The 16109-nt window shown below is 40.3% G+C and carries 19 protein-coding genes; 9 read left to right on the top strand and 10 right to left on the bottom strand.

Annotation, left to right across the window (positions count from 1 at the left end; all coding sequences use genetic code 11):
• Positions 1-577: 577 nt before the first annotated feature.
• Positions 578-718: a hypothetical protein gene (locus ACNF42_RS04755; protein WP_443339448.1), complete on the top strand. Its 141-nt coding sequence runs from the start codon at positions 578-580 to the stop codon at positions 716-718.
• Here the strand turns inward: ACNF42_RS04755 and aspS are convergent.
• The gene (aspS, locus tag ACNF42_RS04760) at positions 680-1963 is read right to left on the bottom strand and encodes an aspartate--tRNA(Asn) ligase (protein ID WP_443339450.1); all 1284 of its coding nucleotides are present in this window, start codon (positions 1961-1963) and stop codon (positions 680-682) included. The genes ACNF42_RS04755 and aspS overlap by 39 nt on opposite strands.
• A 332-nt stretch (positions 1964-2295) precedes the next feature.
• Between aspS and ACNF42_RS04765 the strand changes: the two genes are divergently transcribed.
• The 7 genes from ACNF42_RS04765 to ACNF42_RS04795 all read left to right on the top strand — a co-directional run bounded on the left by ACNF42_RS04765 (position 2296) and on the right by ACNF42_RS04795 (position 9752).
• Entirely contained in the window at positions 2296-3642 is a 1347-nt protein-coding gene (locus tag ACNF42_RS04765; RefSeq protein WP_443339452.1) for an NfeD family protein, read from the top strand.
• Positions 3639-4649: an ROK family protein gene (locus tag ACNF42_RS04770; RefSeq protein WP_443339454.1), complete on the top strand. Its 1011-nt coding sequence runs from the start codon at positions 3639-3641 to the stop codon at positions 4647-4649. The genes ACNF42_RS04765 and ACNF42_RS04770 overlap by 4 nt, the downstream gene beginning before the upstream one ends.
• A 111-nt stretch (positions 4650-4760) precedes the next feature.
• Entirely contained in the window at positions 4761-5057 is a 297-nt protein-coding gene (locus ACNF42_RS04775) for an MTH1187 family thiamine-binding protein (protein WP_443339456.1), read from the top strand.
• A gap of 123 nt (positions 5058-5180) precedes the next feature.
• Positions 5181-6413, top strand: coding sequence for a DEAD/DEAH box helicase (locus tag ACNF42_RS04780; protein ID WP_443339458.1), 1233 nt, complete (start codon positions 5181-5183; stop codon positions 6411-6413).
• Between the two features lie 63 nt (positions 6414-6476).
• Positions 6477-7820 carry an MmgE/PrpD family protein gene (locus ACNF42_RS04785; RefSeq protein ID WP_443339460.1) on the top strand — a complete coding sequence of 448 codons (1344 nt, stop codon included), beginning with the start codon at positions 6477-6479 and terminating at the stop codon, positions 7818-7820.
• Positions 7810-8688, top strand: coding sequence for a methylisocitrate lyase (prpB, locus tag ACNF42_RS04790; RefSeq protein WP_443339461.1), 879 nt, complete (start codon positions 7810-7812; stop codon positions 8686-8688). The genes ACNF42_RS04785 and prpB overlap by 11 nt, the downstream gene beginning before the upstream one ends.
• Positions 8685-9752, top strand: coding sequence for a citrate/2-methylcitrate synthase (locus tag ACNF42_RS04795; protein ID WP_443339462.1), 1068 nt, complete (start codon positions 8685-8687; stop codon positions 9750-9752). The genes prpB and ACNF42_RS04795 overlap by 4 nt, the downstream gene beginning before the upstream one ends.
• Here the strand turns inward: ACNF42_RS04795 and ACNF42_RS04800 are convergent.
• From ACNF42_RS04800 to ACNF42_RS04835, 8 genes are all read right to left on the bottom strand, one after another.
• A complete protein-coding gene (locus ACNF42_RS04800; protein WP_443339503.1) occupies positions 9749-10081 on the bottom strand; it encodes a Mov34/MPN/PAD-1 family protein in 333 nt (110 codons plus the stop codon). The genes ACNF42_RS04795 and ACNF42_RS04800 overlap by 4 nt on opposite strands.
• Before the next feature lie 16 nt (positions 10082-10097).
• Complete coding sequence (locus tag ACNF42_RS04805) at positions 10098-10919, bottom strand: NAD(+) kinase (RefSeq protein WP_443339463.1); 822 nt, start codon at positions 10917-10919, stop codon at positions 10098-10100.
• On the bottom strand, positions 10919-11689 hold the full coding sequence (locus tag ACNF42_RS04810; RefSeq protein WP_443339465.1) for an inositol monophosphatase family protein: 771 nt from the start codon (positions 11687-11689) through the stop codon (positions 10919-10921). Before ACNF42_RS04810 ends, ACNF42_RS04805 begins: the two co-directional genes overlap by 1 nt.
• A gap of 30 nt (positions 11690-11719) precedes the next feature.
• Positions 11720-12583: a DNA-directed RNA polymerase subunit D gene (locus ACNF42_RS04815; RefSeq protein ID WP_443339467.1), complete on the bottom strand. Its 864-nt coding sequence runs from the start codon at positions 12581-12583 to the stop codon at positions 11720-11722.
• Entirely contained in the window at positions 12583-12966 is a 384-nt protein-coding gene (locus ACNF42_RS04820; protein ID WP_443339469.1) for a 30S ribosomal protein S11, read from the bottom strand. The genes ACNF42_RS04815 and ACNF42_RS04820 overlap by 1 nt, the downstream gene beginning before the upstream one ends.
• Positions 12959-13552 carry a 30S ribosomal protein S4 gene (locus ACNF42_RS04825; RefSeq protein ID WP_443339471.1) on the bottom strand — a complete coding sequence of 198 codons (594 nt, stop codon included), beginning with the start codon at positions 13550-13552 and terminating at the stop codon, positions 12959-12961. The genes ACNF42_RS04820 and ACNF42_RS04825 overlap by 8 nt, the downstream gene beginning before the upstream one ends.
• Positions 13553-13557: 5 nt before the next feature.
• Positions 13558-14022 carry a 30S ribosomal protein S13 gene (locus ACNF42_RS04830; RefSeq protein ID WP_443339473.1) on the bottom strand — a complete coding sequence of 155 codons (465 nt, stop codon included), beginning with the start codon at positions 14020-14022 and terminating at the stop codon, positions 13558-13560.
• Between the two features lie 268 nt (positions 14023-14290).
• Positions 14291-14455, bottom strand: coding sequence for a transposase (locus ACNF42_RS04835; protein WP_443339505.1), 165 nt, complete (start codon positions 14453-14455; stop codon positions 14291-14293).
• 308 nt (positions 14456-14763) lie between these two features.
• Here ACNF42_RS04835 and ACNF42_RS04840 point away from each other — a divergent pair, with 308 nt between their 5' ends.
• Entirely contained in the window at positions 14764-15651 is an 888-nt protein-coding gene (locus ACNF42_RS04840; protein ID WP_443339475.1) for a DUF6159 family protein, read from the top strand.
• A 163-nt stretch (positions 15652-15814) separates the two neighbouring features.
• Here the strand turns inward: ACNF42_RS04840 and ACNF42_RS04845 are convergent, their stop codons facing one another.
• Positions 15815-16105: a DUF357 domain-containing protein gene (locus ACNF42_RS04845; protein WP_443339477.1), complete on the bottom strand. Its 291-nt coding sequence runs from the start codon at positions 16103-16105 to the stop codon at positions 15815-15817.
• Positions 16106-16109 lie beyond the last annotated feature (4 nt).

Raw genomic sequence — 16109 nt, forward strand, 5'->3', positions numbered from 1 at the left:
AGTGGATCATTCACAAAATATTGCCTGTACTTTTCCCTAAGAACTGTGTCGTAAAGGTCACTCACACAGTAACATGGCTATCCCATGAATAAATGTTATTGTTCCCTTATCTGTTCAGGGAATGGGTTTTTAGAAATCCTCGTAGGCTTGAAATATAAGGTATTTATTGTTTCCATTACGATTCATAGTGAATGATCTCACTCACCTCCAGATATCGTTGCAGCACTCCCCATATTGATACAAAACATGTTGGATAAACGAGCCTTAGGAGGAACCATTAAATGGTCAAAAATTGGTAAATTTGGATAGGTTCTTAAAATAACAGTTGGTCCTGCATTTTTCACTTCTTCTAATCCCAATTGCGCAGAGCTTCTTCAATTTTACAGCAGAACTTATACACTATCATAATTTATGCCAAACTCTTGAACAACTTTATAATTATAGTTTAAAGATATAATCGCACGATGGTACCATTAACTGACCACGATTGAAAAGTTTTATGTATATATATAAAAGATCGGAATTTAGACAAAAATATTTTTATCTTTGAATTGTTTAATATGATCAGGTCTTGAAAATGGTAAAGAAAAAGAACCTTGATGACCTTGAAGAGCTGGAAGCGTCGGACATAGATGAAATGGACAGACTTGTTTATGGTGATGATAGAAAGAGAAAGAGTTCAGGGAAAAACTCTGGTTCTGTCTCTAGGAAACAGTGAGGCTTCCCTGACGTTTGGAAGATTAAGAATGACCTGAGTGAGTCTCTCGAGACCAAGCCCCCACCCTGCGTGGGGAGGCATTCCATATCTGAAAGTTTTTAGATAAAATTCAAAATTTGAACTGTCTAAACCTTTTTCTTCAATTTTACTTTTCAGTACCTGTGGATTGTGAACTCTTTGAGCACCTGAAGTGAGTTCAATTTCTCTGAATTGAAGGTCAAAGGATTTTGTAAAATCCTTATTGTCTTCAAGGAGCGATGTATAAAAGGGCCTGACCTCCCTTGGCCAATGGGTTATAAAATAGAATCCATCCATTCTTGATCCTATAATTTTCAGCTGTTCATTATTAAGATCCTCACCCTTCCCTACTTTCACTCCATTTTCCGCAAGAATTGAAACGCACTCTTCATATGTTATTCTGGGGAAAGGAGTCTTTGGTGGTTCCTTTAAAAGAGAGAAGTCCTTTGCCCCTGGAACAGTGTTAAGAAAATTCTCAATTCCGTGGGCTATTGCATTTTCAAGCATGTGCATGGCATCATTGTGATCAGCGAAGGCCATTTCTATATCAATTGATGTAAATTCATTTAGGTGTCTTGGAGTATTATGTTCCTCCGCCCTGAATGCAGGGCCTACTTCGAAGACTCTCTCTATGCCAGAAGCTATTAGCATCTCCTTGTACAGTTGAGGGCTCTGATTCAGAAAGGCTTCCTTTTCAAAATATTTAACCCTGAATAAGTCTGCTCCACCCTCGGTTGCAGCAGATACGATCTTTGGTGTCTGCACTTCTGTAAATCCCTGTGACATTAAAAAGGACCTTATTCCCCAGAGTATGGCCGATTTCGCTCTAAAGATTCTTGAATGTTCAGGCTTCCTCAAATCCATAAACCTGTTATTGAACCTTGTATCAAAGTCAACCTCTACCTCGTCCACAATACCAAGTGGAAGTGGAGATTCCGCAACATTAAGTAAGGATATGGTTTCTGCAAGAAATTCTCTGCCAATTTTACTCTGGACATTCTCAGGGACTGTTCCAGTAACACTTATTACAGATTCCCTGCTTATACCACTCAGTTCATTAAATGAAGGAGAATCCTTCTTCACAGTAACCTGCACCAGGCCGGATTGATCCCTCATTACTATAAAACCAACATTTTTGAGTATTCTTATATCCTGGGCCCAGCCATTAATAACCAATTTTTCTCCCGGTTTTCTTCTATCCAGATCAGAGATGAAAAATTCTTTCATGTTTAAGGGTATTTTGTCTGTTTAAAAACTTTTTCCCTTTAAAATGGATACACATAAAATTCAGGTCTATGAAATCAAAGCAATTTTTGGAATATGGGAAAACAACAGATCACTATTTTTACGTATAAATGAAGAATTTTTCTTTTTCTCTATTCTAATCCCTTTCCCCATAATCTCTGTCCTAAAGTCTTTTAAATACATTCAAAATGATTTCATAAATGCATATAGGAAGGTTTCTGAGGCAATTCATAATAATTAAGGGAAGATAACCAGAGATCCTTTGATTAACATTTCACGGATATGTTATATAATGGTGTTCCATATTTGAACATATGGGAAAGGGTAAACTGGTGATTGGAATAATTACCATATTTATTGCCATAATTTTCCTCGGCACTTCAATGATAATTGATCAAAATAGCACTTCTCACAATGTTTCATATTTCACATCTTCTTCATCAGGCAAGCAGCTCGTGGTGATTCAGTTAAATGAGGAGATTGATCCTGGATCGGCGGCCATGATTACAGGAGCACTTTCCGGGTTAACGTCCAATGGTACAGCCGCAGTTGTAGTGTGCATGAACACTCCTGGTGGATTGCTGACAAGTATGATACAGATTGTGTCCGCAATAAATCAAACGGAGGGCATGCACATACCGGTTTACACCTATATACTTCCCGAGTCACTTGGGGCCTCTGCAGGGTCATATATTGCCATGGCAACAGATCAGATATGGATGGGTCCGGGATCGGAAATCGGTCCATCGACCCCCATTGTTGAAGGTGGGAGTGCATTACAGGAGAACCACACACTGAATGGAATGGCAGGGCTGATGATGGCCCTTGCCCAGGCACACGGAAGAAATGTCACAGCTGCTGCTGAAATGGTCTACAAGGATAAGGTATTCAGTTATGAACAGGCCTATCAGATTGGTTTGATAAATGGAATATCTGAAAATTTCACAACATTTCTTGCTGCAAATAATCTTTCATCGTATAACAGGGCCATAGTTACAGAATCGCCATTTGATCAGTTAATGAGTTTCTTCAGCAATGCAACCGTTGACGGACTTTTTATATCCATAGGTTCCCTTGCAATCCTTCTTGATCTTTATCACGGCACGGTACTCTTGACAGCTGTTGGTGTAATAATGATTGTTCTCGGTCTCCTTGGTGCACAGTTGATTGATGCTTCACTTGTGGGAATACTTATGCTCATACTTGGTTCGGTGCTGGTACTTCTGGAGTTTAAGACTGCCCATGGTATCGCATTGCTATCCGGCATATCACTCGACTTATTCGGCACATTTCTACTCGTATCCCCCGATTACGATATTTCGCCACAGCCATATGCAGGATCATATTCACCATCACCTGTTTCAGGGGATTTTATCATAACTGCCATAGCAATATTTGTGATTGGGGGTTTCATTGCCTATTATATTCATAAGATCATAGGTTCACAGGCACGTAAACCGGTAACGGGTTGGGAAGCCCTTGTTAATGCGACTGGGGTTGCTGACACAGACATTGATCCTGAAGGCTGGGTATCCATAGATGGAGTAAAATGGAGAGCTGTTTCCAAGGACGGCAAAAGAATAGATAAGGGAAAAGATATTACGGTAATAGGAATGAAAAACCTTACATTAACAGTCAAGGAGAAAGGTGAGGGAGATTGATACTTGGCTTTGATGTGGGAGGTTCCAAGATTTCCATGTTTTTATCAGACAGGAACGGGAACATCCTGAAAAGAAGCCGGGTAAGAACTCCAGATTTTAAAAGGCCAGAGGATCTCATTGAACAAATTGTTAGTATGTCCAGGGATGCAGAGCATGTATCACCTTCAGAAATTGAAACAGTATCTGTGGTTTTTGCAGGAGCTGTGGATGGAAAGAGAGGAATCATAAGATCATCGCCAAATCTTTTTGGAGGAGTTGAAATTCCACTTTCTGATATACTCGAGGATATACTCAAGAAGACTGTCTACATTGAAAATGATGCAACTGCAACCGCCATATCAGAGAAGATATTCGGAAATGGAAAGGCTTTTTCCAATTTCATATATCTAACACTCAGTACCGGAATAGGCGGGGGTATTTTCATGAACAACAGGGTTTACAGAGGGTCCCTTGGTATGGCTGGTGAGTTTGGCCATATGGTTGTTGATCCAAACGGTCCAGTTTGTGGCTGTGGAAGAAAAGGTTGCTTTGAATCTGTTGCAGGTGGAAGGGCTGCCATTAAAATTATGGAAAGAATCAAGGCATACGAAAGGTCACAATGCTTGAGGGAAATATCTCTGGAAAATGTAGAAGCCAAGCATATTTTTGACTGTGCAGAGAAAGGCGATCCAGCGTGTCTTGAAGTTGTGGCTGAACTGACACACAACATGGAAGAGGGTGTAGCCAGCCTTATCAACATATTTGATCCAGAAGCTGTAATGATAGGTGGCGGACTTTCCAATTCAAAGAAAATGGTGTATGATTCAATAGTGGATAATGTACCGAAAATGATGGCCACAATGACCAGGGAGGTGAAATTCTTCAGGACCTCACAGGTAACGGTGGAATTATCCCCAATGGCCGTAGTTCTCTATGAGGAGGAAATTCCAGGATTCAATATAGAAAGAATCATAAAGGAGATGAAAGAAAGGATCGCTATGGCAAGGGAAAAGAGAGAAATAAATTAGGTATTTAAAGTAAAAATTTACCCATCTCATGGAAATATTCTCATAATATTTCCATTTTTGCCATCCTGTACTGAAAAACGACTCATATATAGTAAGACGTGATCTGTATTTATGATAGTTGCAGATGTAACTTACTACCCCATAGGCGAAGGTACCTCCGCGTCAAAGTACGTTAAGGCAGCTCTGGAGGTTTTTGAAAAGAGTGGAATAAAATATTACCCAAATGGAATGGCAACCGTTCTGGAAGCAGATTCTGTGGAAGAGATACTTGAAGTCATAAGAAAAGGCGAAGAGGCCATAATTGCAATGGGAATACCAAGAATAGAGACAATCATAAGGATCGATCACAGACTGGACAGACAGAACTCTGTTTCACATAAGCTGTCCGCTATAAGGAAAGAAGAATGAAAAAACGGATATGTAATACAATATAATTTTATGAAAGAAACAATGGTTTAATCTATATACGCCTAAAACATATGGAATAAAACAGAAAAAAAGTAACTGTTTTACCAAAAGAGAAGTGCGTAAATGAGTAAATTCGAAGATATGAACTTAAAAAAAGAATTGCTTGATGCTTTAAAGAGAATGAATTTTATTGAACCAACTGATATTCAGGAAATGACGATTCCTGCAGTGCTTCAGGGAAAATCTGTTCTCGTGAAGTCAAAAACAGGTAGCGGAAAGACAGGGGCCTATCTTATTCCCCTGATCAATGGGACGGAGAAGAAGAAGGCCATACAGAACCTGATACTTCTTCCAACCAGAGAACTGGCCATGCAGGTATATGATGTTTTCAAAAAAATGGCTTCAAATGCCGGCTTGAAAGGGGCACTTGTTTATGGCGGTGCCTCCATAAACAGGCAGGCCGAGGATTTAAGAATGAAACCTGCCTTTGTCATTGGAACTCCAGGCCGAATAAAGGATATGGTTGGCAGAGGATTTCTTAACCTGTCTGGTGTGAAAAATGTTGTATTGGATGAGGCCGACCAGATGCTGGATATGGGATTCTATGATGATGTTTCAGAAATTATCGAGATGACAAATCCTGACAGGAGAATGCTTCTCTTTTCTGCAACCATGACCCCGGACGTTAAGGACCTCGCATCAAGGTTTATGGAGGGCTCAGAGAGCATAAATGCATCGGAGGACGAGGTTCCGGTGGATATAAAGCACGATTATGTCGTATCTGAGCATCAGAATAAGGTGGATTTTCTGGTAAGATATATTGAGGATTATAATCCAGAGAAGGCAATAATCTTCTCTAACACAAAGTCCGGTGCCTCATTCATCAGTGACAGGCTCAGAAAGATGGGCTATAGATCAGTTCAGATACATGGTGATCTCACCCAGAGGCAGAGGGAGGATTCCATACGGCGCTTCAGAGGAGGTGAGCGTTTCCTTGTGGCAACAGATGTTGCAGCCAGAGGAATGGACATACCATCAATAACTCACATAATAAACTACGATCTACCCAGGGAAGATAAGACCTATATCCATCGCGTTGGACGTACTGCGAGGTTTGGAAAGGCAGGAACTGCAATGAGCATAATCCTTCCTGATGAGAAATATATTCTGAATAGAATACGAAAAACTGCAGGTGTGAACATAGAGAAACTTCCCATGGAGGGTCAGGCACAGGAGAGGCGCAAGGATGAAGGGGGGCGTTCATTCAGAAGACCAAAAGCTTACGCAAGAAGGCCTGAGTACAAACCCAGGGAAAGAAAGTCTTCCCGCGGAGGGAGAAAGAGAGATAAATACTGAGAATGTATGATGAGTAATATTTAAAAAAGACACAATTTATTAGTTTTCCCTGTATCCCTTTTTATGGATAGAGTCGTCAAGAATATTTTTGAATTATCAGAGAGAACAAGAGAGAAAGGTCTGAAACAGGAAGACATTGAGGAGATAAAGAAGAGGATCGCCGATATCACAGTGACATCCTATGGTGCATTCTATTCAGATCCAGTAAGAATAGCCATGAAGTCACTTCTTCCATCCTCCGGAAGAAAGAATGCAACTGTATTCTTCACCGCCAGTTCCGCTTCGGTTGAAAATGCGGCTTTTATAAATGGCACAATGACAAGGTATCTCGATTATAATGATACATATCTGTCAAAGGAGGCGCTTCACCCCTCTGACAATATACCTCCAATAATTGCCATGTCAGAGGGCGGATCCTATAAGGGAAAGGATATAATAGAGGCATCAGGCGTGGCCTATGAAACCGTATGTGGTCTATCGGATGCTGTTTCCATAAGAGACCGGGGATGGGACCACGTTACGTACGTGAGTGTGTCTTCGGCCGCAGGTCTGGGGCATCTTCTAAATCTTGATCAGGAGAGATTTGCCCACGCGCTCAATCTCTCAATAAACAATAACATAAGCCTCAGGCAGACCAGAGCAGGTGAGCTCAGTATGTGGAAGGGTGCAACTGCAGCCAACGCCTGCAGGAACAGCGTTTTTGGAACATTACTTGCAGAATCTGGATTCACAGGTCCGGCCCCAATTTTTGAAGGAGAGATGGGATTCTTTAAACAGGTATCTGGTGAAATGAATCCAGACTTCACAAAGGGAAGGATTGGAAAGACCATGATCAAGAATTATCCTGTTGAGTATCACGCAATGAGTGCAGCTGAAGTCGCGTCAAACCTCAAAAATAAGATTGAAGGAAATATAGAGAGCATAAATGTCGAAACATTCACAGTTGCAAACACCATAATAATAAAGGATCCGGAGAAATTAAGACCAAAAACAAGAGAAACTGCAGACCACAGCATGCCATATATTATTGCATATACACTCACCTATGGGGACCCACTGCCAACTTCCTACGATTCAAAATATCTGAATGATCCTGAAATTTTGAGAAAAATTGATTTAATGAAATTCCGCGTCACAGAGAGATTTGATCGTATGTACCCGGAGTATCTGCCTGTTAAAATAAGTGTCAAGACTGACAGAGGAACATATGAGGAGGAGCTGGAGGCACCCAAGGGGCACAACAAAAAACCCTATACCTGGGATGATGTTATGGCCAAGGCCAGTAGAGTTATGGGGGAGGATTCCGCAAAGGATGTTGTATCTCTGGCAAGGAGTTTTGAATCAAGATCCCCTGAGGAACTCATGGAGGTGATGAGAAACGTCCAGGCTTCGAGACGTGATCAATGAAGGCCCATCCGGACTGAGAAATCAGTTATCCAAAGGCATGGTGGTTGCACCCGGAGTATACTCAGGCATCTCCGCAATTATTGCAGAACAGGCAGGTTTCAAGGCAGGTTACATATCAGGTTCCGGGATTGCAGGAATGATGGGTCTTCCCGATCTTGCCATGACAACTCTATCCGAGGTTGCCGATGAATCAAGAAAAATGACGGCAATTACCAAAATGCCCATAATAGTGGATTGTGATACGGGCTTTGGCGAAACAATTAATGTTACCAGGACAGTAAGGATGATGGAGCAGGCAGGTGTTTCTGGTATACACATTGAGGATCAGGTACTTCCAAAGAAATGTGGGCATCTCAACGGAAAGGAACTTGTAAGTCTGGAGGATATGGCAAGCAAGATAGATGCAGCCGTAAAGGCAAGGAAAAATAAGGATTTTCTATTGATCGCAAGAACAGACAGCAGATCAGTAAATGGCATTGACGATGCCATAGAAAGAGCAAGGGAATACATCAAGGCAGGAGCAGACTGCATATTCACAGAAGCACTGGAGAGCGAAGAGGAGTTCAGAGAAATGAGGAAAAAGGTAAAGGGGCTTCTCATGGCCAATATGACAGAGTTTGGAAAATCACCTCTCCTGTCAGTAAAAGAACTGGAATCTATAGGTTACAATATTGTAATTTTTCCCCTCACAGCATTTAGAGGAATACTCAAGAAGACAGAGGAAATATACAAGATGCTCATGGAGAGGGGAACCCAGAGGGACTTTATAAATGAAATAATGAGCAGAAAACAGTTTTATGAAATCATCGGATACAGTGAATACGAGGTTGAGGACATTGACCTCTCCAAAAGGAGGACACAGTTATGACAGATGAAATTAAGGTTCCAAAGGGTCTCGCCAATGTTGTAGTGGATAGCACATCAATAGCAACGACAGGTGCATCTGGTAATCTATTATACAGAGGCTACAGGGCAGTAGATCTTGCAGACAGAAAGAGTTTTGAGGAAGTTGCATATCTTATTGTGTATGGAAAGCTACCAGCGAATGAAGAATTAAAGAGTTTCCGTAACAAGCTTGATAGTGAAATGAAACTGGATGAAAAGACAAAATCCATTATGGATATACTCAAGGAAAAGGACATAATGAGAAATCTCAGAAGCATAGTTTCATTGATCCACTACAGTAAAGGGGATACCAATGAAACGTTCATTCAGATGGAGGCAAAGTTGCCTCTCATAAGTGCATATTCAGCCCATGCTGCCTATGGAAGGCCAATGAAAGAAATGGAGGGTGAATTCTTTGTGGAGAAATTTTTCTCTCTTATTGCAGATCCATCAAAAAAAGCTTACTGGAAATCGCTGGAAAAGCTGATGATACTCTATATGGAGCATGAATTCAATGCATCCACATTTGCCCTGAGGGTTGCCGCATCGACCCTTACTGATCCGGTTTCCGCAGTCACAGCTGCTCTTGCAACATTGAAAGGCCCCCTTCACGGAGGTGCCAATTCTGAGGTCCTGTCATACCTATCAAAGATAAAGAATGAACAGGATGCCAGGGATTTCGTTGAAGGAAAACTTGCCAATAAGGAAAAGATCATGGGCTTTGGACACAGGGTATATAAGAAAAAGGATCCAAGGGCACAGTATGTAAAGGAAGAACTGAGGAGGATTGCCCCTGACTATGCAAGATTTAAGGCCGCTGAATATGTGGAGAATTACATGTTTGAAAAGAAGGGAATTCCGGCAAACGTTGATCTATTTGCAGCAGTTTTGATGGATTTCTTGGGAATAGAGGAAATATTCAATCTTCCGGTGTTCGCATGTTCAAGGATATTTGGATGGAATGCCCATTACAATGAACAGGTGGCCGATAACAAACTGATCAGACCTGCTGCCGAATATACAGGACCAGAGGAGAGAGATCTCTAAATAACTTCTATTTTAATCTCTTCCCCACTTCTATTATATGCCCTGAAATCATCCATATTGTAAGGGAATCCAAGTATGAGATGAACTGCACCACTGTTGGAAAACATATGAAGATCGGCCTCAGATGGTCTCATGTTTCCCGAGGGGTGGGAATGAACGGAACCAACTATGGAGAAGTCAATTGGCTTATTTCCCATCCACATTATTGTATGGCTGTCCCCGTTAATTGTACCGGGAAGTATGGCTATTTCATAGATCACATTATGCTCTGCCTTGAGTAATGCACCAAACTCCTTTGGATATATATCCTTGGATGCCTCCATTACCATTTTTAACAATCTTCTTCTAATTGACCACATCTTTTAACAGTTTCTCCCTTAATTTTGCGTAAAAATCCCTTCTGACCGTGATAAATCTGAAGGGTCTGTTGCTTCTGGTTATGGTTACCCTGTCACCTGAATTGAAAGGTATCTCTCTCTGTCCATCCAGAATGACGGTACAATCCTGATCCTGGCCTGTAACCAGAATTTCCAGAATGGAGGACGATGGAACAACCATGGGTCTTATCCTCAGAGTTACAGGTGCTATGTAGGATATAACCATGGCTTCAGTTGCTGGCATCACGATTGGACCTCCTGCACTCAGTGAGTATGAAGTTGAACCTATGGGTGTAGCAACAATAACTCCATCGCCCCTTGTTCTTTCAACAAATATGCCGTCAAGATATAGTTTGAAGTTTCTGACCTTTGCAACCCTGTTGCTGTGGATAGTTGCCTCATTCATTGCATATCCCACAATTTCTCCGTTGATTCTCACCTCAAGTTTCATGAACTCAACAAAACGATGCTCCCCTCTGACTATCCTGTATATGGTTTCTTCAACTCTGCCGATTTCAACTTCACTGAGAAAACCAAGGGCACCCATATTTATTCCAAGTATGGCACCCTTTGCTTTCTGGGCTGCAAGTAAAACAGTGCCGTCCCCACCAATTGTAAATAGGATATCGGCACTTATTTCATCCAGTGCCCTGAATTCCTTCCCTGTAAAGGCACCCCTAAGTTCGTTTTCGTATATCCTTTCCCATTCAGGTGGTATTATTGCGTCTATACGTTCAACAATCTTTGTGCATCTTGGGCAGTTTTTTCTAACAATATAAGCGACCTTCATTAAACTGCCCCCTTAATTACGTCTTCGTAGGCTGCAGAAAGGGCAATCATATTCCTTCTTTCTCTTACATCCAGCCCCATGTTCAGGGGTTTGAGGTTTTGATCAAGAACAAATCCCCCCGTTTCACGTACAAGTAAAACTCCTGCTGCAATATCCACATTTCTCAATTCTTTTTCCTTTCCTATATAGGCAACGTAATCTATTGAATTGTTTGAGACGAACCCCATTTCCAGAGATGCACATCCCAGAATCCTTCTCCTGTTTATTCCACGCTTTAAAAAGTCAGGTACATTCTCTCCCCTGAGTGAATAAATAACACTCGCTCCTGTTCTCTGTGTAGTCTTTCTTAGTTTTGTCTGATTTCTGTAGGCACCCTTTCCCTTCTCTGCATAAAAATAGTTCTTGGTGGCGAGATTAAATACAAGGGCCTCTTCAAGGGAATCAAAGTTATCCCCCATAATGGCAACAGACATAGAGTATGCAGGTATCTGATTTTCCGCGTTATAGGTGCCATCCAGAGGATCAATTACAAGATTTTTCTCATATTTTCTGTCCATAATACCGACCTCCTCACTTACAATATTGAATGGAAGGTCAAGGTCCTGAACCCTTTTTATTATTGCATCCTCGCATAACTTATCAAGTCTTGACGTCAGAGTCCCATCGGCGCCCATTCCTGTATAGCCTGTCCTCTCCTCTTTGAAAACAAGTGAATTTATCTTTTCAAATAACTCATTGCCAGTCTCTATGAAATTTTTAAGAAAGGGCATGTTCCATAGAGTTATTACAGGTTTAAAAATTTAGTCGGGGGTAACCATACTTTCGTAAAGTTCCTCTAGCCTGACAGGTAATCTTTTAATGGCATATTGGAGAACATCTCTGGCCGTGAGAGAGCCATCGGTTTCAAAGTGGAATATAAATCTGTTCTGGTCTTCCCTTGTAACAATTGGTCTTTTGTCGACTACTGCTCTACGTAGTGCCGTATTTATAAATGTCATAACTTCTCTTTTTGGGAAATCGTCTGTAACTGTTATAATCTCATTTGTTTCTGCAACTACTGATCCCTTGTATTTCTCTTTGATGTTTTTCCACTCAGGATTATCGTCCTTGGGAATATCATACTCTCTGTGATACTTGTATGCCACAGCTGAGGTCACTTGCCATTTTATGTGTGTTGATGCCGTACCCATATAGGCCTCGGCAGTTACCAGAAGTGCCTGCTTTGGTCCTAGTTTCACTATGGGAATATTCATATCAGTTGGAACAAGATCCACATTACCGGTAAATGGAAGAAGATCTGCACTTGTTACCAGTCCAGGGCCAGTCTTGTTTATATTATACGATACTGTGCAGAGGCTGCAACCTTTTCCTCCACAGGAACATTTTTCTCTGAAATTCATCTTTAGATCTGTCTTAATGGGAATTAAACCGATCCTGTGTGCAACCATCTCATCAAACAGCGGTAATGATGAATCAAATACATTTCCATCACTGGTTCTTATCTGTCCGTGTCTGAATATGACCTTATCTATGGCAAGTTTTGGTATATCGTTAATGAGTGTTCTTCTCAGGGCATTAGCCGCCCCGGATGATATATTTCTTATCTCAAACCTTATGAATCCTTCCTTCAATTCAAGTATTTTTATTTCAGGTTCTCCGTTCATCAAACTCTCCTTCCCCTCTTTCCACCTTTCTTCTTTGTCCCATCATGTGGAATTGGGGTAACTTCCTCAATCCTTACAATTTTGAATCCTGCTCTGGAAAGTGCCCTGATAGCAGATTGTGCACCTGGACCAGGAATCTTGGATTTGTTACCTCCTGGAGCTCTTACCTTTATTATCAGGTCAGTTATCTCCTTCTCCTTTAACTTCTCAGATATGAGATCAGCAGCCTTCATTGCTGCATAAGGACTTGACTCATCTCTGTCGTTTTTAACAACCATTCCACCAGATGCTTTGGCAAGTGTCTCTGCACCGGTCTGATCTGTTACAACTATAATTGTATTATTCTGTGAAGAATAAATATGTGCAATTCCAGTTTTATTCATTTTCTGTAGCCTCCTCTTCCTTGTTTTCCTTTGCAGGTTGTTCTTCCTCTTCTGCCACGCCTGCCAGTAATTTTCTCACAGGGTGCGTTTCATCAGTGAATGGGGAATTCTGGACATAGGATATGGAATCCTCTTCAATTCCTTCAACAATGAGTCCAGGGACAGTTACTCTCCTTCCGTTAAGAATGACATGGCCGTGAGTTATCATCTGCCTTGCCTGTTTGGGAGTAACTGCAAGATTCTTCCTGTAAACCAGGGTTTGTAACCTTCTTTCAAGAATATTTTCTATATTCAGTGACAGTATATCATCCAGGGATGAATTCTCTGAAGTAATTCTGTATCTGTTTAATCTTGCGAGAAGAAGATTCAGCTGCTTAATGGCAACCGGATCATTGGATCTTATTTTTGCCTGTAGATTTCTTGCCTGTGATCTCACAGAATCAAGCATAGCCTGACTTCTCCACAGTTCCTTCTTGTTTTTAAGTCCGTACTTAACCACAAGGGCCCTTTCCTCATCAATTCTTTCTTTTTCCCAGGGATGTCTGGGCGTTGAATACCTCTTCTTGGGAAACTTTGGATCACCCATTTATCTCACTCCTTCTTCCTCTGTACACCAACAGAAAGACCCTTTCTTCCGTTGCTTCTCGTTCTCTGTCCTCTAACCTTATGCTTTGTTTCGTGCCTAATACCCTTGTATGATCTTATCTTTTTCATCAGGTTAATATTATCCTGAATCTGTATTTCAAGATCATTGCTTACCAGGTTCATATCCTTACCTGTAAGGGGATCTTTCCTGTTGTTCAGCATCCATGAGGGAAGGTCTTCATATTCCTGGGCTTCCACATACTCTCTTATCTCCTGAATTTGCTCTTCAGATAGTTCACCGAGCTGCTTCTGCTTATCGATTTGAAGTTTCTTCACAATGGTTTCAGAAAATCTGATACCAATCCCCTTGAGGTCTGCCAAGGCCAGGACGACATTTCTTTCTCCATTAAGGTCTTTGTTTGCAATCCTTACTATATATTGGAAATCTTCTTTCTTTTCTTGTTCAGGCATTTATTCACCAGTCCTTTGATACTCTACGTATCAATCTATGAGGCTCTGCCTTATCCTTAAAATATATTTATCCTTTTTGCACACTTTTACATTTTGATCAATTTGTCATGCGTTTTCATTGGATTTCTGAATCAATTTTTTATATTCATCAGTATTGATAATATTTATACAAACATAGCGTACCAAATCTTGTGCAATCATGAAGGATAAGTGTAATGGAACATTTCCTTAATCTCATGAATGCATTTATGATATCCTCTCAATGATCTCATTGATCATTTATCTTTGCGGCTATCAGATAAATGATCTTCATTGCACTCTCTTCCGACAGCATTGAATCAGTGATCTTGATCCTTTTCCTTATCTCCCTGCTCATTCTTTCAATGAGATTTGTAGAATGTATTGATCTGCTTATATATTCAGGATACTTGATGTGCTCCCTTCATGAGAGATTCCTTGAACTTCTACACTGTCTTCTTTGCAATTTCTCATATCTTTTTATGAAACTCATCCACTATTCATTGCCTCCTGTGGTTGTTTTAAAGATTCACCCTTTAATGTTTCATGAAATTTTTTTGTTGCTGAGGGAGATATTTCATTTATTCTTACACAAAATTCGGGATACTATCTTGTTCGTGTATAATCCTTGCTATTTTTCGTCCTTTGATGAGAGGATATTGTCAATCTTCTATTAATATCAGGTATAGTTAAATATTTATTATAGTCTCATATTTACTCATTATGTTTGAAAGGATGAAGGCAGGATGGAGACTTGCTAGATCAGTAAGAAAAAGTGTATCCAGGGACAGGGGAGCATATCTTTATCCAATTATTTCCGGTATAGTTGGCGTTGGAATTATGATATTCACATTTCTAGCTATTTTTGTAACCATACCATTTAATTTCTCCAATGGAAATTATGTAATATACATAGGAGCCTTCCTGATCGCCTACATATTTGTATCTTTTCTTTCCTTAATTTTCCTGATTGGAATGCTAATCGGTTACAGATCGGTTCTTGATGGTCAGCCAATGACCATTCGAGAGTCTCTTTCAAAGGCATGGGAATATAAAAAGCAGGCTTTCGAATGGGCAGTATTCTATTTCATAGTTACAATGATAATAAGGGCAATAGAGAGAAGATTCAGGGGAATTGCCACCATATTAATCGCAGCTGTGGCATCTTATGCTATTGCAATTGCGACATTTTTTGCAATTCCAGTAATAATGAGAAATAAGACCGGTCCAATAGAAACGATTAAGGAGAGTACAGGTTTTATAACAAGGAACTTTGGAAGGACATTTGGTGGAATAATCTACGTTGATTTATACACTCTTGCATTTACGCTTGGTGGATTAATCATAATAATCCTAAGCCTAATATTTCTCTTCCCCATACTTCCATTAATGCTCACAATTGCGGTTATTGCGATAGGTGTTGTTCTAATTGTTGCTGGTATGATATTCAATTTCACTTATATGAACATCTATAAGTACATTCTTTATGAATACATGAACGGCGCTAAATTACCACCCGAGATAAGTGAAGGGGATATTAAGGCCAGTATCAAGAGAAAGAGAGGCAGAAAATACCAGAATATGGAATCACAGGATTTCCCAACAAGTTAATATTTTATCAATCAAAGAACAAAAACTTACTTTAAAAAGAAAAAATATTTTTTTGTATTCTGAAGTGGAAGGCCGTAGGAATGATTGTTTATACAGATTTCCTCGAAAAAATCTTAATTCAGATTGTGATGATGGAGATAGTGCAATCTTATCACTTATAATTTTACTTAAAAAACGTGAACTTCATGTAATCGTTGTCCGTCTTATATACGCCAAGTCTTACGCCAGAATCTATCCATCCATAGGAATAATTGAGAGCTGAAAGGGCATTTACAAGATCACCTTTCTCCTTGAAATAAAGTGCATCATCGAAATATGCCCTTATCATATTGAGAGAATCCTTTGCATAAATGTACAAAACAGAATTTTCAGGGACACATATGGAAATCTCATTAAGAGCTTTCCTTTCTATTTCAATGTACTTCTCCACTCTCTTCAGTAGAGGATCATCCATATCC

The sequence above is a fragment of the Cuniculiplasma thermophilum genome, from assembly GCF_052315355.1.
Lineage (GTDB): Archaea > Thermoplasmatota > Thermoplasmata > Thermoplasmatales > Thermoplasmataceae > Cuniculiplasma.